The organism is Microbacterium sp. 22195 (genome assembly GCF_052056515.1).
In the GTDB taxonomy this organism is placed as follows: Bacteria; Actinomycetota; Actinomycetes; order Actinomycetales; family Microbacteriaceae; genus Microbacterium.
In genome coordinates, this window is sequence record NZ_JBQEPE010000005.1 from 40,061 (window position 1) to 65,921 (window position 25,861).

A 25,861-nucleotide genomic window follows, 5' to 3' on the forward strand; every position below is an offset into this window, starting at 1 on the left:
CCGCCCGGCTAATCTGTCCCCATGGCAGCGAGCGGGCAGGTCGTGCAGATCGACGGCCGACGCCTGCGCGTCACCAACCTCGACAAGGTCGTGTATCCGGAGACCGGCACCACCAAGGGCGAGATCCTCGCCTACGTCTCGCGGGTCGCGCCGGTCATGCTGCCGCACGTGCGCGGACGGCCGGTCACCCGCAAGCGCTGGGTCGACGGGGTGGGCACGACGGATGCCCCGGCCGAGAGCTTCTTCACGAAGCAGCTCGAGCAGGGGGCGCCCGACTGGGTCAGGCGGATGCCGATCGAGCACTCCGACGGGCCCAAGGAGTATCCGCTCGCCGACGACACCGCGACCCTGGTCTGGTTCGCGCAGATCGCCGCGCTGGAGCTGCACGTGCCTCAGTGGCGGTTCACGCACTCCGGCGGCCGCGGCAGGCCCGACCGACTGGTGCTGGACCTCGACCCCGGCCCCGGCGTGGGTCTCGCGGAGTGCGCGGAGGTGGCGCGGATCGCCCGCGGCATCCTCTCCGGCATGGGGCTGGAGCCGATGCCGGTGACCAGCGGCAGCAAGGGCATCCACCTGTACGCCCGTCTGCCCACTTCCGATGACGGCACCGGACTGCAGAGCAGCGACGAGGTGTCCGCCGTCGCGAAGGAGCTCGCCCGGCTCATCGAGGCGGATCATCCCGACCTCGCCACGCGAACCATGGCGAAGTCCGCGCGCAGGGGGAAGGTCTTCATCGACTGGAGCCAGAACAGCGCCTCCAAGACGACCATCGCACCCTATTCGCTGCGCGGGCGCGCCCGCCCGTGGGTCGCCGCCCCGCGCACCTGGGAGGAACTGGACGATCCCGGGCTCCGCCAGCTGGAGTTCGAAGAGGTCCTGGAGCGGGTGGATGCCGGGATCGATCCGCTCGCGGCCCTCGCACCGCCCAGCACGGCACTCACCTCCTATCTCGCCAAGCGGGATGCTGCGAAGACGCCGGAGCCGATGCCGACCACGGCCGTCGCCGGTGCCTCCGGCGCCCCGCGTTTCGTGATCCAGGAGCACCACGCGAGCCGCCTGCACTACGACCTGCGCATCGAGCGCGACGGCGTGCTGATCAGCTGGGCGGTGCCCAAGGGCGTTCCGGAGACGCCGGATCGCAATCACCTGGCGGTGATGACCGAGCCGCACCCGCTGGAGTACCTCACCTTCGAGGGCGAGATCCCGCGCGGGGAGTACGGCGCCGGTTCCATGACCGTGTGGGACACCGGCACCGTGGCGCTGGAGAAGTGGCGCGACGACGAGGTGATCGGCACGTTCACCGGGCAGGCGGGCGGGCGTCTGGGATCGGCGGGGCTCGCTCTCATCCGCACCGAGGGCGAGGGCGAGAAGTCGCAGTGGCTGCTGCACCGGATGAAGGACGGCGGCGGTTCCCCGCCTGCACCGGAAAGGCGACGAAGAGACCCCTCGCCTGAACGCCGCCGTCGTCTCCCCACGCGAGACGCCGCCATCCCCGCGGAAGCACCCGCGTCAGAAGAAGGCCCCATCCGGCCGATGCTGTCGGAGACGGGCTCCCCCGGCCTCGCCCGCGGCTACGACTGGGCCGAGATCAAATGGGACGGCGTCCGCGCGATCGGGACCTGGGCAGACGGCAGGCTCACGCTCCGCGCCCGCAGCGGCACGGACATCACCGCGCGCTATCCGGAGCTGACCGCCGACGGCGCGCCGCACCTGCCGGCATCCGATGCGGTGATCGACGGCGAGATCGTCGCGTTCGACGCGCAGGGCCGGCCGAGCTTCACCCGCCTGCAGAACCGGATGCACCTGACGCGCGGCCGCGAGATCGAGCGGGAGGTGGTGCGCACGCCGGTGGTGTACCTGCTGTTCGACCTGATGCGCCTGGACGGCCACGACCTCACCCGCCTGCCGCTGCGGCAGCGGCGCGAGCTGCTGGAGCAGCTGGCATCCGATCTCGATGCGCCGGTGCAGGTGCCGCCCGTGTTCGATGACCTCGACGCAGCCATGGAGATGAGCGGAAGATACGGACTGGAGGGCGTCGTCGCGAAGGATCCGGAGTCCGCCTACCGCTCGGGCGCCCGGTCGTCGTCGTGGCTGAAGCTCAAGCACACCCGCACGCAGGAGGTGGTGATCGTCGGCATCCGTCCCGGTCAGGGCAACCGGCGCGACGGCATCGGCTCGCTGCTGCTCGCCGTGCCGGACGAGAACGGTGATCTGCGGTACGTCGGCCGGGTCGGCACCGGCTTCACGGATCGGATGCTGACCGACCTGAACGCACGTCTGGACCTGCTGCGCACGAGCACTCCGGGCCTGGACGGCGTGCCCGCACCGGACGCATCCGATGCCGAGTGGGTGCGGCCCGAACTGGTCGGCGAGGTCGAGTTCGCGAACTGGTCGCCCAGTGGCATCCTGCGGCACTCGCGCTGGCGCGGACTGCGCCCGGACAAGTCCCCCGAAGAGGTGCGCCGGGAGTCCTGATCAGGCGTGCGTGGCCTCGCAGTCATCGTGTCCGGCCGGCTCTAGCTGGAACGTGGAGTGCTCCACGTCGAAGTGGTCGGCGAGGCACGACTGCAGCCTGGTGAGCAGATCCGCAGAACGCCCCTGCGCGTAGACGGACGAGGCGACGCTCACGTGCGCGGTGAACACCGGGGCGCCGCGGGTGAGCTGCCAGACATGCACGTCGTGCACGTCGACGACTCCCTCGTACCCCTTCAGGTGCGTGCGGATGTCGTCCACCGACATACCCTTGGGCGCGGATTCGGCGAGCACCGAGAAGACCTCGCGCAGCAGCGAGATCGCGCGGGGCACGATCATCGCGGCGATCACGAGGGAGGCGATCGCGTCAGCGGGCATCCAGCCCGTGGTGACGATCACGATCGCCGCGATGATGACCATCACCGAGCCGATCAGGTCGCCCATGACCTCCAGGTACGCCCCGCGGACGTTGATGCTCTTCTCCTGCGCACGGCTGAGCAGCCACATCGAGGTGCCGTTGGCCAGCATGCCGACGACGGCGACGGTGAGCATGACGGGACCAGCCACCTCCACCTCGCCCGGGTTGAGCAGGCGGTTCACGCCGCCGACGGCGACGCTCACGGTCAGCACGATGAGGATGATGGCGTTGATGAGCGCGGCGAACACCTCGGCGCGCTGGTAGCCGAAGGTGCGCCGGTCATCCGCGGGCCGCGCGGCGACCGCCGTCGCGATGAGCGCGATCACGAGCGCCGAGGAGTCCGTGAACATGTGCGCGGCATCGGCCAGCAGCGCGAGAGACCCCGACAGGATGGCCCCGACGATCTGCACCACCATGATGGTGGCGGTCAGGCCGAGCGAGACGGCGAGCAGGCGCCGATGACCGGCGTCGCGGATGCCGCCCGGGGCGGGTGCGTGATCGTGCATGCCTCCAGGCTAGGCCGGGAAGACGCCGGTCAGCGCCGATTCCGCCTAGTCGGGAATGGGGATGATTCTCAATAGCCCCTAGAGCGCCGCGAGAAGCGGGATCAGCGCCTGGAACGCGCGGGCGCGGTGCGACTGGGACTGCTTCTCAGCATCCGTGAACTCGCCGACGGTGCGCTCGGATGCGGGGTCCTGACCGTCCGGGATGAAGATCGGGTCGTAACCGAATCCGCCGGGGCCGGCGGGGCGGTGCGCCAGGCGGCCGGGCCAGATGCCCTGCACCGTGCGCTCCGTGCCGTCGGCGGTCACCAGCGCGATCGTCGAGTGGAACTGCGCTGCGCGATGCGGGTCGGCGATGTCGTGCAGCTGATCCAGCAGCAGTTCGAGGTTGGCCGTGGCGTCCTTCTTCTGCCCCGCCCAGTACGCCGAGAACACGCCCGGAGAACCGCCGAGGACGTCGACGCAGATGCCGGAGTCGTCGGCGAGCGCCGGCAGCCCGGTGTGCTCAGCGGCCGCACGCGCCTTGATCAGCGCGTTCTCGGCGAACGTCACGCCGTCCTCGACGGGCTCGGGGCCGTCGTAGCCGATCACCTCGAGGTCGGGACGGGTGGCGGCGACGATCTGCTGGAACTCGGCGACCTTGTGGGGGTTGTGCGTTGCGAGGACGACCTTCATCGCTCCGCCGCCAGCGAAGCCAGCTGGTGCTCCCCGAGCGAGGCGCAACCGTTCACGCCGAGCTCCAGCAGGGCGTCCAGCTCGCGCTTGTCGAAGGGCGCGCCCTCGGCGGTGCCCTGCACCTCGACGAACAGGCCGCGGCCGGTGACGACCACGTTCATGTCGGTCTCCGCGCGCACGTCCTCGACGTATGCCAGATCGAGCATGGGCTCGCCGTCGATGATCCCGACCGAGACCGCGGCCACCGAGTCCAGCAGCGGCGTCGCGTTCTTCCCGATGAACTTCTTCTCGCGGCCCCACTCGATGGCGTCGGCCAGGGCGACGTAGGCGCCGGTGATCGCGGCGGTGCGGGTGCCGCCGTCGGCCTGCAGCACGTCGCAGTCGATCACGATCGTGTTCTCGCCGAGCGCCTTCGTGTCGACGACGGCGCGCAGCGCGCGGCCGATCAGGCGGGAGATCTCGTGCGTGCGACCGCCGATGCGGCCCTTCACGCTCTCACGGTCGTTGCGCGAGTTGGTGGCCCGCGGCAGCATCGCGTACTCGGCGGTGACCCAGCCCTTGCCCTTGCCGGTCAGCCAGCGCGGCACGCCGTTCGTGAACGACGCCGTGCACAGCACCTTGGTGCCGCCGAAGCTGACGAGCGCCGAGCCCTCGGCGTGCGCGGACCAGCCGCGCTCGATCGTCACCTCTCGGAGCTGGTCGGTGCTGCGGCCGTCTGCGCGGACGATGTCTGACATGGTGTCCTCTCGGAAGGGGTTCGGGAGTTCAGGGCCGCAGCGCGTCGGCGCCGTCGACGCCGGACAGGTCCGGCAGGGTGATCACGCCGGTCTGCACGAGCTGCACGTCGCGCACCTCGTGGCCCATGAGCCGGTTGGCGAGCACGGTGAAGTCCTCGGTCGAGTCGCCGGTCGCCTCGTAGGTGTAGGTGGGAACGGCGTCCGCGGGGGCGAGCTGGTCGTGTCGCACCAGCTGCCGGTAGACGTCCGCGGCGGTCTCGTCGTCACTGGAGACCAGCGAGACCCCGTCCCCCATCACGTAGCTGATCGCGCCGCGCAGGAACGGGTAGTGCGTGCAGCCGAGCACGAGCGTGTCGACCTCGGCGTCCCGCAGCGGCGCCAGGTAGTCCTCGGCGACCGCGAGCACCTCGGGAGTGCCGGTGATGCCGGCCTCCACGAACTCGACGAAGCGCGGGCAGGCGGCCGTGAACACCTCGAGGCGCTCATTGACCTCGAGCATGTCCTGGTAGGCGCGCGATCCGATCGTGCCGACCGTGCCGATCACGCCGATGCGGCCGTTGCGGGTGGTCGAGACCGCGCGTCGCACGGCCGGGCCGATCACCTCGACGACGGGCACGTCGTACCGCTCCCGCGCGTCGCGGAGCATGGCCGCGGATGCCGTGTTGCAGGCGATCACGAGCATCTTCACGCCCTGGTCCACCAGCGTGTCGAGTACCTCGAGGCTGTACCGGCGGACGTCGGCGATCGGCTTCGGCCCGTACGGCGAGTGCGCCGTGTCGCCGATGTAGACGAGCGACTCCTGGGGCAGCTGGGCGCGGATGGCCCTGGCGACCGTCAGCCCGCCGACTCCGGAGTCGAAGATGCCGATGGGCGCGTCGTTCATGATCCCCAAGCCTACTCGGCGTCCTCAGCACCCCGGGTCGTGGACGAGGTCGCGGCGAGTGCCTGACGCAGGTTCCCGCCGGCGGCGTCCAGCGCACGGCGCATGGTCTCGGCATCCGCTCCCGTCTCCACGATGCCGATCGCCAGCTTCACGGAGCCGTCGGCGGATGCCAGTGCCGCAGCGGCTGCCTCGGGGGTGACGCCGGTGGCGTGCATGACGGTGCGCTCGGCGCGGGCACGCAGCTTCTCGTTCGTGGACTGCACGTCGACCATGAGGTTGCCGTAGACCTTGCCGGACTGCACCATCGCGAGCGTGGAGAGCGTGTTGATGACGAGCTTCTGCGCGGTGCCCGCCTTCAGCCGCGTGGAGCCGGCCACCACCTCGGGCCCGACGACGACCTCGATGGGCGCGTCGGCATGCTTCGAGATCTCGGAGTCGCGGTTGCAGGCCAGGCTCACCGTGAAGGCGCCCTGCTCGCGTGCGGCGCGCAGCGCGCCGACGACGTAGGGGGTGCGGCCGGATGCCGAGATCCCGACGATGGCGTCGTCGGGACCGAGCTCGCGTCCCGCCTGCTCCCCCGCGTCGATGTCGTCCTCGGCGTTCTCCACGGCGTTGCGCAGCGCGTGCTCCCCGCCTGCGATCAGGCCGGTCACCAGCGAGGGGTCGGTGCCGAAGGTGGGCGGGATCTCGCTGGCATCCAGCACGCCCATCCGCCCCGCGGTGCCGGCGCCGATGTACACCAGGCGGCCGCCGCGGTGCAGGCGCCCGACGATGCCGTCCACGGCGCGCGCGATGCTCTCCCGCTCGGACGCGACCGCCTGCGCCGCGACGACGCCCTGCTCCGCCATGAGGGCGACCTGATCCGAGGTGCCGAGCAGGTCGAGCTGGGCGAACGCGGGATCGACGCGCTCGGTCGAGAGCGTCTCGAGGGTGGATCGCAGCTGTTCGCGGTCGGACATCTCGTCCTTCTTCCTGTTCGGGTCTGTGATGGTGCGGCTTCGGGTTCAGTGGGAGACGAGCAGCGCTCGTCGGGCGGCTCGCGCCGCGAGCAGGCTCGCTGCGGATGCCGTGATGACGGTTCCCGCGTCCGCGACGGGGAGCCCGACGTTGACGGCCACGACGGCGGGGATCGTGCCACGGATGCGGTCGAGCGCGACCCGCTGCGGAGACCCGACGTCGATGCGGTCGACGAGCGCGACGCTCTGTCCGGCACCGGCCGAGCGCACAGCCGCGTCGATGTCGTCGTCCGCGGCCCGCTCAGCGTCCATCCGGATGATCTCGCCGCCTGCGGCGAGCGCCAGGGCGACGTGCGAGGCGGCGCTGTCGACGGCGAGGCTGGATGCCCGGCGCAGGTCGATCACCGTCGTGGGCGCGTCATCGAACGCGGTGAACGCACCGTCCACGCGCAGCGCTCGGTCGGCGATCGCGTCACCGTGGAAGGGCACCTCGGCGGCCGGACCGCGGTCCCGCACCGCCGCGGCCATCGCGGCCACCCGCCGCGCGGCCTCCTCGACCCGCTCGCGCGGCAGCTCGCCGGAGCGCAGGGCGGCCACCACGGCATCCCGCGCCTCGCGGTAGTCGCGTTGGTCCTGGTCGGCCAGCATCGCGTCGCCGGGGTTCGTGGGGTTGCCGATGCAGAGCAGGTCCGCGCCCGCGGCGAGCGCGCGCACGGCCCCGCCGCCGATGCCGACGCTCTCGCGGATCGCGGCCATGTCGAGCGCATCGGTCACGATCACACCGTCGAAACCGGTCGCGCGCAGTCGTCCGAGCACCAGGGGGTTGAGGGTGGCCGGCGCATCACCCCACTGCGGTGCTGCGATGTGCGCGGTCATGATCGACAGCACCCCGGCATCCGCTGCGGCGGTGAAGGGCGGTAGGTGAACCCGCTCGATCTCGTCCTGGTCGAGAGTGATCCGGGGCAGGTCGTGGTGCGAGTCGGTGTGGGTGTCGCCGTGTCCCGGGTAGTGCTTGGCGCAGGCGGCGACGCCCGCGGCCTGGATGCCGGTGACTGCCGCGGCCACGTGCCGCGAGACCAGCGAGGTGTCCGATCCGAAGGCGCGCACGCCGATCACCGGGTTGCGGGGGTCGGTGTTGACGTCGGCGACGGGGGCGATCACGACGTCGGCGCCGATCGCGGCCACGCGGCGCCCGATCTCGTAGCCGGTGGCGCGCGTCGCCTCCACATCGTCCAGCGCGCCCAGTTCGGCGGCGCCGGGGATCGTGGACCCGGTGGTCGTCTCCAGCCGTGTGACGCTGCCGCCCTCCTCGTCGATGCCGATCAGGGCGTGCGGGGCGATGCGGTGGATCTCGGCGCTCAGCGCCGCGATGTCGCCGCCGAGGTTCTGCGCGAAGTAGACGACACCGGCGAGTCCGTCACGGAGAGCATCCGCGAGCCAGCCGGGTACCTCGCGGCCGAGGAATCCGGGCCAGAGCACGGAGTTGGCGAGTCGTTCGATCTCACGTCGTTCGGAGTCATCGGGCACGGACATCAGTATCCCCGATTCGAAGGCGCGGCACAGCGCGCGGAATCCGTCACCGGGCAGGCTGCGACAGCGCGCGCCGCATACACTGAGCGGATGAGCTCCGCGTTCCTCACCGACCGCTACGAACTGACCATGCTCGCCGCCTCGCTCCGCGACGGCACGGCGAGCCGGCCCTCCGTCTTCGAGCTGTTCTCCCGCCGGCTCTCCGGCGGACGCCGCTTCGGCGTCGTCGCCGGCACCGGACGGCTGCTCTCTCTGCTGCGCGAGTTCCGCTTCGAGGAGGACGAGCTGCGGTATCTGCGCGACAACGACGTGGTGGACGCCGCTGCGGTCGAGTACCTGGAGGACTACCGGTTCACCGGGACGATCCTCGGCTACCGCGAGGGCGAGCTGTACTTCCCGGGCTCCCCCATCCTCACCGTGGAGGGCACCTTCGCGGATGCCGTGGTGCTGGAGACGCTGGCGCTGAGCGTGCTCAACCACGACTCGGCGGTCGCGACGGCCGCCTCCCGGATGAGCATCGCCGCCGGTGAGCGTCCGCTCGCCGAGATGGGCTCGCGTCGTGCCGCCGAGCATTCCGCGGTCGCCGCCGCGCGTGCGGCCTACATCGCCGGCTTCGGCGCGACGAGCAACCTCGAGGCGGGCCGCCGGTGGGGCATCCCGACCATGGGCACGGCCGCGCACTCCTGGACGCTGCTGCACGACAGTGAGGAGGACGCGTTCCGCGCCCAGGTGGAGAGCCTGGGGGCGAGCACCACCCTGCTGGTGGACACCTATGACATCCGCACCGGGGTCGAGACCGCGATCCGCGTGGCCGGCACGGGCCTCGGCGGGGTGCGCCTGGATTCCGGCGACCTTCCGATCGTCGCGGGTGAGGTGCGGGCCCAGCTGGACGAGCTCGGCGCCACCGAGACGAAGATCACGGTCACCAGCGATCTGGACGAGTACGCGATCGCGGCCCTGGCCGCCTCACCCGTGGATGCGTACGGTGTGGGCACCTCCGTGGTCACCGGCTCCGGCTATCCGACCGCCGGAATGGTCTACAAGCTCGTCGCGCGTCAGGACGCCGCAGGCGGCTGGGTGGCCGTGGCCAAGGCATCCGCCGACAAGGGTTCGAAGGGCGGGCGGAAGGCCGCGTTCCGGACGCTGGAGGACGGCGTCGCCGTCGCCGAGACGATCTCCGTCGCCGACGGATTCGAGCGGGTCGACACGGCGGCATCCCACCCGGATGCCCGCGCCCTGCAGGTCGTGCTCGTCGAGAACGGCGAGATCGACAGCGCGTACGAGGGGCACGACGGCACTGCCTCCGCCCGAGAGCATCACCTGCGCGTGCGCGAGGAGCTGCCGGTGCGCGCCCTCGCGCTCAGCAAGTCGGACCCTGCGATCCCGACCCACTTTGTTGATGCCCCGGAGGGGCCGATCGGTTCCTGAGCGACGAGTCGAAGGGCGTCGACGTCGACTAGAACGGTCGTCGTCTAGAACTGCATGCTCTCGTAGATCTCCTTGCAGGTCGGGCAGATCGGGAACTTCTCGGGGTCGCGCCCCGGGGTCCACTTCTTGCCGCAGAGCGCACGCACCGGCTTGCCGGTGATGGCCGACTCGAGGATCTTGTCCTTCTTCACGTAGTGCGAGAAGCGCTCATGGTCGCCGGGCTCGAGGTTCTCCTCGCGGAGGAGCTCTTCGAGTTCGCGATCAAGTGTTGCCACGCCACCCTGATCGGGGCTGTCCAGCGGAGTACTCATGCGCCGATTCTAGCCGTGATGATCCGCCCGGGGCCCGGTTCCCGGGGGCTCAGGTGGTCTCGGCGAACTCCATCAGGCGCGCGCCGCTGCGCTCGAAGATCGCGCCGCCGATCGCCGCACCGCCGAACAGGACGAGCACACCCGTGATGACGCCGGTCCAGAACGTCGCCGGTGCGTGCCGGTCGCCGTCCACGACGGTCAGCACGAACAGCCACAGCGTGGGGATGCTGAAGACGAGCGCCCCGACGAACGTGCCGGCGGCTCCCCACGACCCGTGCGAGGACGAGCGCTGCGGCTGCTGGAACGGGCTGTCCCCCGGACGCGACACCGCATACGGCGCGATGACCGAGGCGATGCTCGACATGCCGAGCCCGGTGAGCAGAAGCGCTGCGGCCACTCCGATGAGCGGCAGGAGCAGCTCCCACTTCCCGACGAATGCGAGGGTCACGGACACGGCGATCGCCAGCACGGGGATCGACACCAGCAGCACGGGCACGAGCCGTCCGAGCCGGTCGGGCAGTCCCCGGACGCCGCTTGCGATGTGGACCCACAGCGCGGTGGAGTCGTACGCGACGTCGTTGTGCGGCAGCCAGCCGAAGAACAGCGCCATGAGCGGCACGGGCACGAGCGCGGCGGCCCACGGCGGGACGCCGGCCACCATGAGCGGGAACACCGTGAGCACTCCGGCGATCGGCACGATGAGGATGTTCACGATGTAGCGGCGATCGCGCATCCAGTAGACCAGGCTGCGGGCGGCGACGGCGCCGAAGGCGTTGGCCGGCAGCACCGAGAACCATCCGAGGCCCGAGCGCTCGCGCGCCGCGTACGGACGCTCGGTGGTCGTCAGCATCCGCCGGACGAGATACGCCCAGAGCGCCAGGATGCCGGCCAGCGTCGCCACGGCGATGAGGCCGCTGCCCCACGCGGCTCCGACCTCGCCGGCTGCGACGTGGAACAGGAACGCCTGCGGGGCGGCCAGCGGCGTGAAGCCCACAGCCGCGGTCACGGCGGCGACCCCGTCGGGCACATGGCCGTTCCACTCCATCGACGAGACGTACGCGGCGACCGGGAACGCGACGACGATGATGGGGATCCAGAAGAGCACCGTGAGCTCGCGGGAGCGTCGCTCGGGCAGCGCGATGGCGCTGATCGCCATGCCGATGCGGGCGATCAGCGCGGTGGAGATCACACCGACGAGTCCTGCCAGCACCGCCACCGGCCACGCGATGCGTCCGACCGTGATCGAGACGGCGACGAAGAACGCATGGACGACGAGGAGCGCTGTGCTCGGGACGCTGACCAGGGACGCGAGCGCCAGGATCCACGGCATCCGCTTCTCGTCCACGCCGAAGGGCGCGAAGCGTCGCGGGTCCAGCTGGTCCTGTGTGCCGGTGAGCATCGGGCCCAGGAAGAAGGCGAGGAACGCCGCGGCGGCGCTGAACACGATGATCGCGCGCGCGGTGGGCAGCGGTGCGCTGCCCAGGCCGAGCACGGCCAGGCACACGGCGACGGTGATCGCAGCCGTGACCAGCACCGCGAGCACGCTGCGCACGAGTCGTTCGCCGCGCAGAGCGCCCGCGACAAGCGCCAGCCTCAGTCGGAGAACGTGTGCAACCACTCCAGCCCCTCCACTTCGCCGCCCGTGCCGGAGAGCTCGACGAAGCGCGCGGCGAGCGTCTGGCCCGCGCGCACCTCGTCCACGGTCCCCTCGGCGAGCACCTCGCCGCCGACGATCACCGCGACGCGCGTGCACACCTGCTCCACCAGGTCCATGCCGTGGCTGGAGAGGATGACCGTGCCGCCGTGGGCGACGTAGGAGCGCAGGATGTCGAGGATCACGCTCGACGAGACCGGGTCGACGGCCTCGAACGGCTCGTCGAGCACGAGCACACGCGGCGAGTGGATCAGGGCGCCCGCGAGCATGAGCTTCTTGGTCATGCCGGCCGAGTAGTCGGAGACCACGCGACTCAGCGCCTCGCTCAGGTCGAACGCGCGCGCCAGGTCGGCGACGCGCTTCTCGATGACCGCACGCTGCAGACCCCGCAGCTGGCCGTAGTAGTGCAGCAGCTGGCGGCCGGTGAGGCGGTCGAACGTGCGCAGCCGGTCCGGCAGAACGCCCATCACGCGCTTCGCGCCGAGCGGGTTCGCCTTCTGGTCGATGCCGCTGATGTGCACCGTGCCGGCGTCGGGACGCAGCAGCCCCGCGATGATCGACAGCGTCGTGGTCTTACCCGCGCCGTTCGGCCCCACCAGTCCGTAGAACGATCCGGCGGGCACGGTCAGGTCGATGCCGTCGACGGCGTTCGCGTCGCCGAAGCGCTTGACCAGGCCACGGATGAGGATCGCCTCCGCGCCGGTGGCCGGAGCGGACGCAGGGCGCGGAGCGCGGGTGGCCGCCGGCGTCGCCTCGGGCTCGGCAGGCTGCTCGGCAGCGGACGCGGGGACCGGCTCGGCGAGTTCGGCGTCCGGCACGACGAGTTCGGCGTCCGGCACGACGACTGCGGACGCCGCCGCCGGCTCGGCCGGGACCTCGTCGCCGGGCGCCGCATCGACCGGCGGCGACTCGACAGAGGCGGGCGACGGCTTCGTGATGGCGTCGGGTGCCGCCGCGGAGGCGGCGGGCGCGGCCGCGTCGACATCGACCGCCGCCGGCTCGGACGCTGCGGGAGAGGCCTGGGCAGCGGCGGCGGGATCGGACGCTGCAGGCACGGAATCGGATGCCACGGCGGGCGCGGATGCTTCCGCAGCGGGAGTGTCCGCCGGAGTGCGGGGCGCCCGGGCCTCCGTGGCGGCCGATCCGCTGTTCGAGGCGGCGGTCTGGCGGCGAGCGGGCGCCTCAGCGGCATCCGCTGCCTGTCCGCCGGAGGAGGGCAGAGCCGGGATGTAGGCGATCGGGGCCTCCGCGGTCGGCTCGGCCTGCGATGCCGCGGGAGACGTCACGACGTCGTCGGCAGGTGCGGGCGCGGCCGCCGCTGTCTTCGAGGTGGCCGCGCGGGATGCCGTGGTGGAGCGTGCCGAGGCCTTGGAGCCGGCCGTCTTCGCCGTGGTCTTCTTCGCCGCCGACGCAATCGTCCTCTTCGGCGTGGTCGTCTTCGTCGTGGCCGTCTTCGTCGCGGTCGTCTTCGCAGTGGGGGGCTTCGCGGCGTCCGTCTTCGTCGCGGTCGTCGCCTTCGCCGCCGTGCTGCTCCTCGTCGTCGCGGATGCCCGCGTCGTCGTGGTCTTCTTCGCAGCGGCCGCCGTCTTCTCCGCGGCGGTCTTCGCCGCGGCGGCCTTCGTGGTCGCCCGCGCGGACGCGGTGGCGGCAGTGGCCTTCTTCACCGCAGCGGTCTTCGCCGCCGCCGTCGCGGCAGTGCGCTTCGTGGCAGCGGTCTTCGCGGCAGCCGTGCTCGTGGCCGCCTTCTTCACAGCAGCGGTCTTCGCCGCCGTCGCCGCCGCCGTGGACTTCGCGGCATTGGACCTGGATGCGGTGGTCCGGGTCGTGGACGTCCGGGCGCGCGGGCTCTTCGCCGCGGCATCCGCAGTGCCGTCGACGGATTCGGCATCCGCCTTCTTCGCGGCGGTCTTCCGGGGCGTCGCGGCACGCTTCGCCGGCGTGCGCGCTGGCTTCTTCGCGGCGGCGGGGGCAGCGGCGGCGTCCGCGCTTCCCGGCTGGGAGGTGTCGTCGCGGTCGGCCCCGGAGTCGAGAGAAGCTGTCACGCGTACTACGGTATCAAGCGGCAGGCAATGTTCCCGGAGCGAGGGTCATGGTCGGAAACCGCAGAATTCGGCCGCACGGAACCCTGAGTGTTACGTGTGCGAACCATCACGAAACAGCAACGGCGACCACAGCGACCCGGGTCTTCCCAGGTGCGATCAGTAGCATGTTCCTGGCACGAAGAGGTGTCCCGTCGATGAATCGACAGTGAACACAAGTTCTTTTTAGGAGAAACCGTGACTCTTCAGACCGTCATCCTTGCAGCAGGCATGGGCTCGCGCCTCGGTCGCGCGCTGCCCAAGCCGCTCACCGAGCTCAGCGACGGCCGCACGATCATGCAGCAGCAGCACGACAACATCCGCGCTGCGTTCGGACGCGACGCCCGCATCACCACCGTCGTCGGCTACCGCGCCGAGACGATCATCGAGGCGTTCCCGTCCGCGAACTACGTGCACAACGAGCGCTACGACGTGACCAACACCTCCAAGAGCCTGCTGCGCGCACTGAGCGCGACCGGCAAGGGCGGCGTGCTCTGGATGAACGGCGACGTGGTCTTCGACCCGCGCATCCTCGGCCGTGCGATCGAGTACATCGAGCGCGACCAGTCGTTCGTCACCGTCAACACCTCCAAGGTGAGCGACGAGGAGGTCAAGTACACCGTGACCGCCGAGGGCTTCATCAAGGAGCTGTCGAAGACGGTCAAGGGCGGTCTCGGCGAGGCCGTGGGCATCAACTACATCTCGTCCGCCGACAAGAAGGCGTTCATGCGCCAGCTGCAGCGCGTCGAGGACCAGGACTACTTCGAGCGCGGCCTCGAGCTGTCGATCGCCGAGGACGGCCTGCTGCTCGAGCCGATGGACGTCTCCGACCTGTACGCGGTCGAGGTCGACTTCGCCGAGGACCTGGAGCGCGCGAACCTCTTCGTGTGATCTCCGGGTCGCCGAGGCTGTCGAAGCACTGAAAGCCCCGCCCTGTCAAGGGGCGGGGCTTTTCGGCGTTCTCGCGGATGCCGCGCATAGGATCGCCCCATGCCAGAGAAGGTCCACAAGCTCCACATCCTGGACGAGCCCGCGCTCGCTCCGGCGCCGCCGAGCGTCGCCGACGAGCGCTCGTTCTCGGCGCGCGGCCTCGACCGCGTCCTCTCGGTGCAGCGCCCGCTCGTCGTCGCGCACATCCGCAGCATCCGTCTTCGGCATCCGGATGCGACGCCGCAGGAGATCGTGCGTATCCTCGAGACCCGCTATCTCGCCGCCGTGACCACCGGCGGCGCCGCGGTCGGCGCGACTGCGGTGATCCCCGGCATCGGCACGGGAATCACACTGGCGCTGTCCGGAGTCGAGACGGTCGGGTTCATGGAGTCGACGGCGCTGTTCGCTCAGTCGGTCGCCGAGGTGCATGGCATCGCGATCCAGGATCCGGAGCGCGCCCGCGCACTGGTCATGGCGCTGATGCTCGGCAAGGAGGGCGTCGACCTGATCGGGCAGCTGACCCGCCAGGCGTCGGGCAAGGGCGACACGCGCGCGGCCTACTGGGGCGAACTGGTCACGAAGTCCTTGCCCCGAGCCGCGGTCGGCCCGATCGTGGACAGGCTGAAGTCGGCTTTCATCCGGCAGTTCGCCACGCGCGGCGGTGCGTCGTTCGTCGGCAAGGCGCTGCCGTTCGGTGTGGGCGCCGTGGTGGGAGGCACGGGGAACCATCTGCTCGGCAGGCGGGTGCTGAGCACGTCGCGGCGCGCCTTCGGCGCCGCTCCCCCGTGGCTGCCGCCGGAGCTGGAGCCGGCATCCGGGAGCGAACGGCTCGAACGGCGGATGATGCACGGCGCGCGTCTGGTCGGTGCGGGCGTCGCGACAGGCGCCGCCGGCCTCGCGTCGAAGACGGCCGAGCTCGCGTCCAGGACGGCGGAGGCGGCCTCGAAGTCGGCAGGGGCCGTAAAGAAGATCACCCGCAGGCGCGGGAAGGCGGATGCTGCGCCGCCCAGCGATCCCTCGCCGGAGGATTCGCCCTCCACAACGACCGACTGATCGCGGCTTCTGCACAGTCAGGGCGGGCGTCTCACCGTCCCTGCCTGTGGCGTCCGTCACCGTTCCTACCGTGGCGGGATGCTGCATTCCATCGACATCTCCCAGCCCCCGCCGCCGACCGCATACTGCGTGCCCTGGGTGGTGACGCGCGGCGATCGCATGCATCCGGTCGTGATGAACGCCGGCAAGGAGGCGGTGGACTTCGTGAAGGTCCTTCGCAGCGATGCGCAGGACGGACGGCTGGTCGACCTGTGGGGCCAGGTGCTGCCCACCGAGACCATCGAGCTGTGCCTGTGCGATTCGAACCTGGACGACGTCGTGATCACGATCGCCTGGTTCCGCCAGCGCGACGGGCTGGAGTACGTGTGGCGTTTCGTGGTGTGAACACGTACGGGTTCCCGGTCGTGGAGCGCGCAGAGTGAGACGAAACGATCCGGGCCGGCAGACCCCCGCGCCCGGTCGCTGAGCGCCGGAGTGAGACGAAACGCCCAGACAGCCAAAAATCCCGATCATGAGATCAAAAGAGTTCTCCACACTCCTTCCATTCTTCGTACTTTTGTTCTAAACTGTATGGATGACAAGCACTCCCACTCACCGGACGGATCAGCAGGCGTCTCTGCTGGCCGAGTGGGTGGAGGTGCGCCGTCAGATCAACGCCCTCGAAGCACGTGCGGCCGCTCTTCTGGGTGACCGGCTGGCGCTGATGGATGCCGATGTGGCCGAGACTCCGTTGCACCGGAATGCGATCGAGCGGTCGATGATCGCCGAGTACACAGCGGCCGGGCGGATGGCGAAGGGCGGCGTGGAGCACGCGTTCGCGAACGCTCGCACCCTCCGTGACTCGTTCCCCGCGGTGCGGGAGTCGTTCGAGGCCGGGGAGATCGCCCCGGCGCATGTGCGGGAGATCCTGACCGCGGCATCGCCCGTGCAGCAGGCGATCAGCGACGGGGAGGCTCACGCCCAGCTGCTCGAGCTGTTCGAGGCGGCGGCTTTGGAGTTCGCAGAGGTGGAGGCCCCGGCCCGCACCCGGGCGCATGTCCGTGAGTTCGCTGCGGCCCTGGCCCCACGCACCATCACGGAACGGCATGCGGATGCGCTTGCCGAGCAATGCGTGAGCGTCCGCGCTGTCACGGACGAACTGAGCCTGCTGACGGCGTTGATGCCCACCCACCGGGCTGAGGCCATCATGGATCGCCTCACAGCCATGGCCCGACAGCAGAGGCAGCAGGATCGGGAGCCAACCCTCCCGATGGACGAGCAGTTCGAGGCCGAAGCCGACCGGTCCGTGGAAGTCATCACCGCAGGCGGCACGTTCACCGTCGACCCGTTCGCGTGGAACGGCCCTGTCGAAGACGACCCCACCGACACCCCGGAGGCCGTCGACGCATATCTGGAGATGATGGACCGTGCCATCGCACAAGGCCCCGTCCCGGTGCTGATCCCCGAAGACCCCCGCGGAATCGACCGGATCCGCACCGAACTCCTCACCGACCTGCTCCTGACCGCGAACCCCGGCGACATCCTCGGAGACGGGGCGGAGAGCATCACCGCCCACATCCAGGTCACCGTGGCCGCCAGCACCCTGGCCGGTGCGGACGAGAACCCCGCACAGCTCGACGGAGTCGGCGCCCTCCACCCCGACACCGCCCGCGCGCTCGCGGGAAAGGCGACCTCCTGGACGCGCCTGTTCCTCGACACCGACGGGATGGTCACCGCGACCGACACCTACCAGCCCACCGCCGGGATGAAGAGGTTCCTGCAAGCTCGAGACCAGCACTGCCGCTTCCCCGGCTGCCGCCAGCCCGTCCACCGCACGCAACTCGATCACACCCACGACTGGGCACTCGGCGGTCAGACCTCGATCGACAACCTCGCGCATCTCTGTCTCACCCACCATGCCCTCAAGCACCCCAGCATCCCCGACAGACACCGCTGGACCGTGAGACAGCTCCCCGACTGGACCCTCGAATGGACCAGCCCCAACGGCAGCCTCCATCGCGACCGACCTCCTCGCCGCGTCATGTTCGTTCCATCGGACCCGGCACCGGCATCGTTCGACTGGAACGCTCCCATCCACGGCGACCCCTCCTTCTGACTCCGGAGCACGAGCACGTCCCGCGCCTGCCTGTGGATAACTTCTGCGGGCGCCGTGCGATCCGGGTTACCGTGGCCGGGTGACTCTCGCCGCCTCCACCGTCCGCGCGCTCGGCGCTTTGTCCGCTGGGCTGCTCACCCTCGGGATGCTGTCGGCCTGCACTCCTGCTCCGGAGCCCGACCCGAACCCCACCAAGACGGCGCTGTTCACATCGGACGAGGAGGCGTTCAAGGCGGCGGAGGAGACGTATCGGGCGTACATGGATGCCGTGAACAAGGCGGATTACGCAGACCCGGCGACGTTCGAGGCTGTGTACGCATGGAATACGGGAACTGCATTGAGCTCGGAGAAGAAGGCTCTTACCCTCTACCACGCGGAGAACCTGACGCGCGTTGGAGACGTCACTTTCGACAAGTTCTCGCCGCTTTCCACCTCGGATAACGACGTAGTTGTGCAGCTCTGCCTTGACGCGTCGAATGTCGACCTCATCAGAGCTGATGGCCAATCAGCAGTACCTGATGGACGCATTCCGCGGGCAGCCCGAAAGGTGACTTTCACACGCGCAGCGACGTCCACACAACTGCGCATCGCGTCAAACCACGAGGCGGAGGACGGGTTCTCGTGTTAAGAGGTGGACTGATCGCCATCGCCGCTCTCACGATCGTGCTGCTTACAGCACCGACGGCCGTTGCTGACTCTGACGAAGAAATCGGCGGCGCTAGCGCATTTGTCTCGACCGATCCCAAGACGGGATCGGTCGGAATCGTAGCCACCAAGAGTGAACCAGCCGGCGGCGGCCATCACGCGACAAGAGCCGACGCCCACACCAATCCCAAAGGTGAGGTGAAACCGCCACCACCACGGAAGCCGACTCCCTTCGAACAGTGCAACACCAACTGGAACCTCATGGTCCGTTGCATCGACGCTGTCAAGAAGGGCGAACCGCTGCCGGAACCGACTCCAGGAGAGCCCGGTCAGCCTGGCATCACGATCACCGACCTCGCATCCTTCTCCCCCGCGCCGGGCACCCTCACCGGCGAACCCGACAACCTCGGCGTCGCGGGACTGCCCACCAACTTCACCACCGACGCGGCCGCGCACACCCGCACCGGCACGCTCTTCGGCTATGCGGTCACGGCTCGGTTCACCCCGGCATCATTCGTCTTCCGCTACGGCGACGGACAGACCCGCACCACCACGACCGCAGGAAAGACCTGGGACGCACTGGGCCTGCCCCAGTTCACGCCCACCGACACCAGCCACACTTACGCGGAGCGCGGCATCTACCAGGCATCCGTCGACACGGTCTACACCGCAGAGATCGACCTCGGCACCGGATACTTCCCGATCAGCGGAACGCTCACCATCCCCGGCCCGCCGCAGGACATCCAGATCTACGAGGCGCGCACCGCCCTCGTCGCGCACACCTGCGACGAGGATCCGACCGCCGAAGGCTGCCCGACCCGCTGAGCACACCCGCTTGGCGCACGCCTGACACGCCCGGCCCGTTTGTGAGGGCGACTGCGCATTGACAACCCTCCAGTCCGAGGGACAGTCTCGCTTCACAGCGAATCTTCAGCTACATCGCTGCCGAAGGGAACGAGCATGAGTGCACTCACCGAAACACCACGCATCTCCCGGTTGGCGCTCCTGGTCGGCATCGCCGCGGCCACCGTCGGCATCATCTACGGCTACGACTCCTCCAATATCGGCGGAGCACTGCTCTACCTGCGCAAGGACTTCGGCCTCGACGCCGCCGCCGAGGGCTGGGTCACCAGCACCGTCGTGTTCGGCGAGATCGCCGGCGCCCTGTTCGGCGGAGCACTCGCCAACCGCATCGGCCGCAAACCGACCATGGTGCTCGTCGCCGCCACCTTCACGCTCTTCTCACTGCTCAGCGGCATCGCTCCGACGCTCGTGGTGCTGGTCATCGTCCGCATCCTGCTCGGCGTCACCATCGGCATCTCGGTCGTCGTCGTCCCGGTGTTCGTCGCGGAGTCCGCCCCGACACGCAACCGCGGCGCCTTCCTCGTGCTGTACCAGGTCGCCACCGTCGCCGGAATCATCCTCGGCTACCTGATCGCGATGGCCCTCGCCCCCACCCACAGCTGGCGCTGGATGCTGGGACTCGCCGCGATCCCCGGCCTCGTGATCACCGTGCTCCTGCTCCGTCTCCCCGACACCGCCCGCTGGTACGTCATGATGGGCCGGCACGCCGAGGCCAGGAAGGCCCTCGTCGCGATCGAGGGCCCCACCGTCGACGTCGACAAGGAGATCGAGGTCATCACCGCCGGCTTCGCCACCAGCACCACCTCCTCGTGGCGAGATCTGCTTCGCGGCCCGTTCCTGCGCGCCACGATCTTCGTCGTCGGCCTCGGCTTCTTCGTGCAGATCACCGGCATCAACGCGATCGTCTACTACAGCCCCGCCATCTTCGAGTCGATGGGCTACACCGACGACGTCACCAAGCTGGGCCTCTCCGCCCTCGTGCAGGTCGCCGGCCTGATCGCCGTATTCATCTCGCTCATGGTGATCGACCGGATGGGCCGCCGGCCCGTGCTGCTGATCGGCATCGCGACCATGATCATCGCCAACATCCTGCTCATCGGCGTCTTCGCGGTCGGCGGCGGCCGGTTCGACGGGGCCCTGACCACGCTCGGCTTCATCGGACTGGTGCTGTTCACCGCCGGCTTCACGTTCGGCTTCGGATCTCTCGTCTGGGTCTACGCCGGCGAGGCGATGCCCGCCCACCTGCGCTCCCTCGGCGCGAGCGTCATGCTCACCGCCGACCTCGTCGCGAACGTGATCGTGGGCCTCGCCTTCCGCCCGATCCTCGAGCAGAGCGGCATGGTCGCCTTCCTCATCCTCGGCATCATGGCCGTGGCCGCCTTCGTGTTCGTGATGAAGCTCGCCCCCGAGACGAAGGGGCGTCCGCTCGAGGACATCACCCAGTTCTGGGAGAACGGCGGCAGTTGGACGGCGAGGAAGTGATCCGGATGCCGCAGATCAGAGCGCATCGCCAAAGGATCGCCGGACCCGTTGTGGCCGGCATCCAACGAGACGACGAAGCCCACCGATAGGGTGGAATCCGTGACGGAAAAGCCTGACCTCTCGACCACTGCCGCGAAGATCGCCAACCTCCGCGCGCGCTTCAACGACGCAGTCGTCGAGCCGGAGAAGATCGCCCAGCAGAAGCAGCACGCCAAGGGCAAGATGACCGCCCGCGAGCGCATCGAGATGCTCGTCGACAACGGCAGCTTCGTCGAGTTCGACGAGTACGTGCGACACCGCACCACCGCCTTCGGCATGGACAGGAACCGCCCCTACGGCGACTCCGTGGTCACCGGCATCGGAACGATCCACGGCCGGACCGTCGCGGTCTACTCGCAGGACTTCACCACCTTCGGCGGCTCGCTCGGCGAGGTCTCCGGCGACAAGATCATCAAGATCATGGAGTTCGCCCTCACCAGCGGGATGCCCGTGGTCGGCATCCTCGACTCCGGCGGAGCCCGCATCCAGGAGGGTGTGCTGGCCCTCAGCAAGTACGGCGAGATCTTCAAGATGAACACCCGCTCCTCGGGCGTCATCCCCCAGATCTCCATCATCATGGGACCGGCCGCCGGTGGCGCCGTGTACGGCCCCGCCCTTACCGACTTCGTCATCATGGTCGACAAGACCAGCCAGATGTTCGTCACCGGCCCCGACGTCATCAAGACCGTCACCGGCGAGGACGTCGGCATGGAGGAGCTCGGCGGCGCCTACACGCACAACACCCGCTCCGGTGTCGCGCACTACCTCGCCTCCGACGAGGACGACGCGATCGACTACGCGCGCACCCTGCTGAGCTTCCTCCCCGACAACAACATGGCCGAGCTCCCGGCGTACGCCTCGGAGTTCGAGTGGGAGACCACGGATGCCGATCAGCGCCTGAACACGATCATCCCGGACTCCCCCAACCAGCCGTACAACATCCACACGGTCATCGATCACGTGGTCGACAACGGCGAGTTCCTCGAGGTGCAGCCCCTTTTCGCGCCGAACATCGTGATCGGCTTCGGCCGCGTCGAGGGCCGCTCGGTGGGCATCATCGCCAACCAGCCGTCGCAGATGGCCGGCACCCTGAACATCGAGGCCGGCGAGAAGGCCAGCCGCTTCGTGCGCTTCTGCGACGCCTTCTCCATCCCCATCGTCACCCTCGTCGACGTGCCCGGCTACCTGCCCGGCACCGACCAGGAGTGGACCGGCGTGATCCGCCGCGGTGCCAAGCTCATCTACGCCTACGCCGAGGCCACCGTGCCCCTGGTCACGGTCATCCTGCGCAAGGCGTACGGCGGCGCGTACATCGTGATGGGCTCCAAGCAGCTCGGCGCCGACGTGAACCTCGCCTGGCCCACCGCCGAGATCGCCGTCATGGGCGGCCAGGGCGCCGTCAACATCCTCTACCGCGGTGAGATCAAGAAGGCCGAGGAGGCGGGTGAGGACGTCGCCGCCGTGCGCAGCCGCCTCGCCGCCGAGTACACCTACGGCGTCACCAGCCCGTTCCTCGCAGCCGAGCGCGGCGAGATCGACGGCATCATCGAGCCGGCGAACACCCGCGTCTCGATCGCGAAGGCGCTGCGCGCACTCAAGGGCAAGCGCGCCGAGCTGCCCGCGAAGAAGCACGGCAACATCCCGCTGTGACCGGCGAGCCATCATGACCGAGCACGAAGACGCCCCCCGCATCGAGATCATCCGCGGGAACCCCACCGAGGAGGAGCTGGCAGCTCTGCTCGCTGTGGTCAGCGACGCCTACACGCGCGAGACCGACGAGGCCGTCGCCGACGAGCCGCACGTGTCCGTGTGGGAGCGTACGCAGCGCGGACTCCGCAGACCCCTACGTCGGGATATCCCCTGGGGCCGTTTCTCTGGCTGAACAGCTAAAGGGGATATGGACTTTCGTCGAAAAGCGGCCGAATTTGTCCCCCGAAATACCTACAGACAGAGTTATTGCCAGCCGCCAGACTTATATCAACGCTTCGCGTTAGGCGGCTGCTCCGCCCCAGGGTAGGCAGACGCAGTACCGCCCCCAGCGGACAGTTTTCGGGTAGCTGTTCCGCACTGGCGAGGGGCGGGCGGCTTCGCCGCCCCTCGCCCACTCTCTTCGAAAGTCGTGTCCCGCCGGAGTCCAGCCGGCGGGATCTCGCTTTTCAGCCTGTGCGTCAGTCCGCGGTGCGGCGGATCTCATGCCACAGGTCGACGGCATCGTCGTCGTGCGCGCCACCGGCCGCACGCCCCACCACCGTCACGGCGATCACGTCGTCGCGTCCCGCGCGGATGATCACCCGGTTCGAACGCACGCTCGCCAGCACGCTCGCGAGCTCATCGCGGATCTCGTTGCGGCGCTCCTCATCCACGCCGTCGAGTCCGCCCTCGTCGAACACGGTCACGACGGTCCCGTTCCTGCGGGCATCCGAGATCGCCTGCCGCACGGCGTCGTTGAGCAGCACGGCCCCGCGCAGCTCGTCCCGCATCGTGCCCTCCGCTAGCCGGGCCTCCAGCCTCTCCTCCGGGGTCAGCTCGCCATGCGCGGCCACGGTCCGCGAGAGCACGGGCCCGGCGATCGCGAGTGCCCGCTGCGCGCGCACCCGACGCTCCCGCTGCCGGACGAGCTGCGTCGCATGCCACGCGGACACCGCCCGCTGCACGTCCGCCAGGCGCTCCGTGTCCCGGACGGCGCGATCCCAGAAGAGCACCAGCAGCTGCGCCACCACCACCCAGGTGATCGACCCCACGAGCCCGAGCTCGAAGGCGTTGCCGATGCCCAGGTAGGCGGATGCCGCGGTGATCAGGATGCCCAGCGACACCCAGCCCACGATCGGATTCCGCCGCACCACGCACACCACGGCGAGCAGCCCGATCGCGCCGATGTACCAGGTCGCGAAGGGGGCGCTGCGCATCTCGCGCTCCAGCGCGATGCTCGCGAACGCCGGCACCACGGCGCTCGCGACCAGCGCGAACACGGCCGCCCCCACCGGCATCCGCACGGACCCCGCCGACGACGCGAGCACGGCGGTCAGCACCGCCGCGAGGTACAGCCCGATGGCCGCGACCATCAGCAGCGGCGCGGTGGGCTGCTCGATCCACCAGATCGCCCGCGCGGCGAAGTACAGCGCGAACCCCAGGGCGAGCGCAGTGGTCATGCTGCGAACGGTGCGTCTCATGACGGCTCCCTGCTCATGACGGCTCCCAGCTCAGCTCGACGACGGTGCCGCGGTCGTCCGACGTGATCCGTGAGGACCCGGCGACGGCCGCCATGCGCGCGATGATCGAGGCGCGGATGCCCAGGCGGTCCTCGCCGATGGCATCCGGATCGAACCCCGGCCCGGTGTCCTGCACCGTGAGCGTCAGCCGATCGGCATCCGCCGACTCCGCCACCACATGCAGCCCGCGACCGCCCGCGTGGATCAGGGCGTTGCCGATCGCCTGCCGCGCCGCCAGCACCATCGCGCGTGCCGCCTTTCCGGGGATCTCCGCCGAAACACCGCGCTCCTCGACCACGGCATCCGCCCCCTGCTCGGACAGGGTCCGACGCAGCTCCGCGACGATCTGGGCGCGGTTCACCGGCTCGTCACTGCCCTCCTGGGCGATCGACGCCTCGGTGTTGGCCAGCCGGGTCAGCGCCTCGCGCGCCATCGCGACCGCGAGCGTGCGCTCCCGGTCGCTCGATGCCCGTTCGGCGGCGATCAGCGCAGCCAGCACGCTGTCGTGCATCAGCGCCGCCATCGCGACCCGTTCCTCCTCGGACGCGGATGCCGCCGCCGCGCCCGCATACGTCTCCACGGCCATGTCGCGCGCGTCGTCGACGCCGGTCGCCACCTGCCGGAACATCCATGCCAGCGACACGATCACCATGCCGAGGATGATCGTGAACGACACGTCGAATCCGGTGGTGATCCAGAAGCCCTGCGTGAAGTCGCCCTGGGCGAGCCGAACGTAGCCGTACACGAGCGGCACGCCGAGCGCCCAGGCGAACTGGAGCCGCACGGGGAACGCGAGCATCGCCGCGACCACGCAGATGTTCACCAGGAAGAAGATCCAGGGCTGCGCGGCAGGCTCCTGGATGGAGCGATCCACCACCGCGGGCCACAGCATCAGCGACAAAGCGTAAGCCACCGCGAACGTCCCGCACGCCTGCTTGACCCATCGTCCGGTCACGCAGGCGATGATCATCCACAGCAGCGGCAGGAACACCAGCAGCATGATCGCCAGGTGCGGGCCGTCCAGCCGGATCAGACGGGTCACGGCGCCGAGCAGCGCCTGGATGCCGAGCGCGGTCGAGCCGATCGCCCCGACGATGGCGAGGATGCGCTCCATGCGCTGACCGGTGAACCGCTCCAGCCCGATGCCCACCTCGCCGGGGCTCGGGAGGCTGTTCCAGGCGTCCCGGATGCTGCGGGCTTCAGCCGGCACTCGTCAGGCCCTCCGGCGCGACGATGCCGTCCTCCATCGCCCGGCGCAGCAGATCGACCTTGGTGGGCGCAGGGCGCCCGACCTCGACGTACTTCACCCGGATGCGGGTGATGTTCTCCTTCGCGGTCGAGTAGGCCACGCCCAGCCGCTCCGCGACCGCCTTGAGCGGCAGCCCCGTCGCGTACAGGCGCAGCACCTCGCGCTCACGGGTGGACAGCTGGGCATCGGCGAACTCGCGGTCGCCGTCCACGGCGCTGGCCCATTCGACGTTGTTCAGCGCCTCTCCCCGTGCGACGGTGCGGATCGCGTCGAGCACGTCGTCCAGCGCGGACGACTTGCTGACCACGCCCGCCGCTCCCGCGACGAGCGCCTCCCGGACGGACGCCGGACGGTCGGCGACGCTGTGGATGACAACGCTCGCGCCGTCGGCCACCAGCGTCGCGACGTTCTCGGTGACGGTCGTGCCGTCGCCGAGCGTGAGATCCAGCACCACCACGTCGGCGGGCCGGGCGCCGGACGCCGCACGCCAGGCGAGGTACTCCCGGACGGTGGCTCCGGAGAAGACGACGTCCTGCTCGCCGTCACGCAGACAGGCGGCCTCGAGTCCCAGACGAACCGACTCGTGGTCGTCGATGAGGGCGACGGTGCTCATGCCGCCAGCCTACCCAGTGCGCGGGACGCGCCCGATA

The 25,861-nt window shown here is 69.8% G+C and carries 23 protein-coding genes; 11 read left to right on the plus strand and 12 right to left on the minus strand.

Annotated elements, in window-relative coordinates; all coding sequences use genetic code 11:
• Positions 1-21: 21 nt before the first annotated feature.
• Positions 22-2,475 (plus strand): ATP-dependent DNA ligase, encoded by a 2,454-nt coding sequence (locus ACTJJ4_RS14360; RefSeq protein WP_440943962.1) that lies wholly within the window; start codon positions 22-24, stop codon positions 2,473-2,475.
• Here ACTJJ4_RS14360 and ACTJJ4_RS14365 read toward each other — a convergent pair whose 3' ends face one another.
• The 6 genes from ACTJJ4_RS14365 to ACTJJ4_RS14390 form a co-directional block, all read right to left on the minus strand.
• A complete protein-coding gene (locus ACTJJ4_RS14365; protein ID WP_440943963.1) occupies positions 2,476-3,396 on the minus strand; it encodes a cation diffusion facilitator family transporter in 921 nt (306 codons plus the stop codon).
• A gap of 78 nt (positions 3,397-3,474) precedes the next feature.
• Positions 3,475-4,068, minus strand: coding sequence for an RdgB/HAM1 family non-canonical purine NTP pyrophosphatase (gene rdgB / locus ACTJJ4_RS14370; protein WP_440943964.1), 594 nt, complete (start codon positions 4,066-4,068; stop codon positions 3,475-3,477).
• Positions 4,065-4,805, minus strand: a complete 741-nt coding sequence (gene rph, locus ACTJJ4_RS14375) for a ribonuclease PH (RefSeq protein ID WP_440943965.1) — start codon at positions 4,803-4,805, stop codon at positions 4,065-4,067. The genes rdgB and rph overlap by 4 nt, the downstream gene beginning before the upstream one ends.
• 28 nt (positions 4,806-4,833) lie before the next feature.
• Positions 4,834-5,688, minus strand: a complete 855-nt coding sequence (gene murI, locus ACTJJ4_RS14380) for a glutamate racemase (RefSeq protein WP_292698644.1) — start codon at positions 5,686-5,688, stop codon at positions 4,834-4,836.
• Between the two features lie 11 nt (positions 5,689-5,699).
• Positions 5,700-6,647, minus strand: coding sequence for an N-acetylmuramic acid 6-phosphate etherase (gene murQ / locus ACTJJ4_RS14385; protein WP_440943966.1), 948 nt, complete (start codon positions 6,645-6,647; stop codon positions 5,700-5,702).
• 45 nt (positions 6,648-6,692) lie between these two features.
• A complete protein-coding gene (locus tag ACTJJ4_RS14390) occupies positions 6,693-8,171 on the minus strand; it encodes a glycoside hydrolase family 3 protein (protein WP_440943967.1) in 1,479 nt (492 codons plus the stop codon).
• Here ACTJJ4_RS14390 and ACTJJ4_RS14395 point away from each other — a divergent pair.
• On the plus strand, positions 8,163-9,602 hold the full coding sequence (locus ACTJJ4_RS14395) for a nicotinate phosphoribosyltransferase (RefSeq protein ID WP_440944166.1): 1,440 nt from the start codon (positions 8,163-8,165) through the stop codon (positions 9,600-9,602). The genes ACTJJ4_RS14390 and ACTJJ4_RS14395 overlap by 9 nt on opposite strands.
• A 44-nt stretch (positions 9,603-9,646) precedes the next feature.
• On the opposite strand, the gene ACTJJ4_RS14400 is transcribed toward ACTJJ4_RS14395, so the two are convergent.
• From ACTJJ4_RS14400 to ACTJJ4_RS14410, 3 genes are read right to left on the minus strand one after another with little or no spacing between them, the layout of a single operon-like run.
• Positions 9,647-9,913 carry a DUF3039 domain-containing protein gene (locus ACTJJ4_RS14400; RefSeq protein WP_292698650.1) on the minus strand — a complete coding sequence of 89 codons (267 nt, stop codon included), beginning with the start codon at positions 9,911-9,913 and terminating at the stop codon, positions 9,647-9,649.
• A gap of 49 nt (positions 9,914-9,962) precedes the next feature.
• Positions 9,963-11,531 (minus strand): hypothetical protein, encoded by a 1,569-nt coding sequence (locus ACTJJ4_RS14405; RefSeq protein WP_440943968.1) that lies wholly within the window; start codon positions 11,529-11,531, stop codon positions 9,963-9,965.
• Positions 11,507-13,609, minus strand: coding sequence for an ATP-binding cassette domain-containing protein (locus tag ACTJJ4_RS14410; protein ID WP_440943969.1), 2,103 nt, complete (start codon positions 13,607-13,609; stop codon positions 11,507-11,509). The genes ACTJJ4_RS14405 and ACTJJ4_RS14410 overlap by 25 nt, the downstream gene beginning before the upstream one ends.
• 234 nt (positions 13,610-13,843) lie before the next feature.
• On the opposite strand from ACTJJ4_RS14410, the gene ACTJJ4_RS14415 reads away from it, so the two are divergent.
• The 9 genes from ACTJJ4_RS14415 (at position 13,844) to ACTJJ4_RS14455 (ending at position 22,635) form a co-directional block, all read left to right on the plus strand.
• The gene (locus ACTJJ4_RS14415) at positions 13,844-14,536 is read left to right on the plus strand and encodes an NTP transferase domain-containing protein (protein WP_440943970.1); all 693 of its coding nucleotides are present in this window, start codon (positions 13,844-13,846) and stop codon (positions 14,534-14,536) included.
• Between the two features lie 99 nt (positions 14,537-14,635).
• Positions 14,636-15,628: a hypothetical protein gene (locus tag ACTJJ4_RS14420; RefSeq protein WP_440943971.1), complete on the plus strand. Its 993-nt coding sequence runs from the start codon at positions 14,636-14,638 to the stop codon at positions 15,626-15,628.
• 78 nt (positions 15,629-15,706) lie between these two features.
• On the plus strand, positions 15,707-16,012 hold the full coding sequence (locus ACTJJ4_RS14425) for a hypothetical protein (RefSeq protein ID WP_440943972.1): 306 nt from the start codon (positions 15,707-15,709) through the stop codon (positions 16,010-16,012).
• Positions 16,013-16,202: 190 nt separating this feature from the next.
• Positions 16,203-17,723, plus strand: a complete 1,521-nt coding sequence (locus ACTJJ4_RS14430; protein WP_440943973.1) for an HNH endonuclease signature motif containing protein — start codon at positions 16,203-16,205, stop codon at positions 17,721-17,723.
• Positions 17,724-17,802: 79 nt separating this feature from the next.
• A complete protein-coding gene (locus tag ACTJJ4_RS14435) occupies positions 17,803-18,351 on the plus strand; it encodes a hypothetical protein (RefSeq protein ID WP_440943974.1) in 549 nt (182 codons plus the stop codon).
• A gap of 278 nt (positions 18,352-18,629) precedes the next feature.
• Positions 18,630-19,193 carry a hypothetical protein gene (locus tag ACTJJ4_RS14440; protein WP_440943975.1) on the plus strand — a complete coding sequence of 188 codons (564 nt, stop codon included), beginning with the start codon at positions 18,630-18,632 and terminating at the stop codon, positions 19,191-19,193.
• Between the two features lie 135 nt (positions 19,194-19,328).
• Entirely contained in the window at positions 19,329-20,714 is a 1,386-nt protein-coding gene (locus ACTJJ4_RS14445; RefSeq protein ID WP_440943976.1) for a sugar porter family MFS transporter, read from the plus strand.
• Between the two features lie 99 nt (positions 20,715-20,813).
• Positions 20,814-22,403 carry an acyl-CoA carboxylase subunit beta gene (locus ACTJJ4_RS14450; RefSeq protein WP_440943977.1) on the plus strand — a complete coding sequence of 530 codons (1,590 nt, stop codon included), beginning with the start codon at positions 20,814-20,816 and terminating at the stop codon, positions 22,401-22,403.
• 13 nt (positions 22,404-22,416) lie between these two features.
• Positions 22,417-22,635 (plus strand): acyl-CoA carboxylase subunit epsilon, encoded by a 219-nt coding sequence (locus tag ACTJJ4_RS14455; RefSeq protein ID WP_292704704.1) that lies wholly within the window; start codon positions 22,417-22,419, stop codon positions 22,633-22,635.
• Positions 22,636-22,921: 286 nt separating this feature from the next.
• Here ACTJJ4_RS14455 and ACTJJ4_RS14460 read toward each other — a convergent pair whose 3' ends face one another.
• From ACTJJ4_RS14460 to ACTJJ4_RS14470, 3 genes are read right to left on the minus strand one after another with little or no spacing between them, the layout of a single operon-like run.
• The gene (locus tag ACTJJ4_RS14460; protein ID WP_440943978.1) at positions 22,922-23,902 is read right to left on the minus strand and encodes a hypothetical protein; all 981 of its coding nucleotides are present in this window, start codon (positions 23,900-23,902) and stop codon (positions 22,922-22,924) included.
• Between the two features lie 34 nt (positions 23,903-23,936).
• The gene (locus ACTJJ4_RS14465; protein WP_440943979.1) at positions 23,937-25,172 is read right to left on the minus strand and encodes a sensor histidine kinase; all 1,236 of its coding nucleotides are present in this window, start codon (positions 25,170-25,172) and stop codon (positions 23,937-23,939) included.
• Positions 25,162-25,824, minus strand: a complete 663-nt coding sequence (locus ACTJJ4_RS14470) for a response regulator transcription factor (RefSeq protein ID WP_285636035.1) — start codon at positions 25,822-25,824, stop codon at positions 25,162-25,164. The genes ACTJJ4_RS14465 and ACTJJ4_RS14470 overlap by 11 nt, the downstream gene beginning before the upstream one ends.
• Between the last annotated feature and the right edge of the window lie 37 nt (positions 25,825-25,861).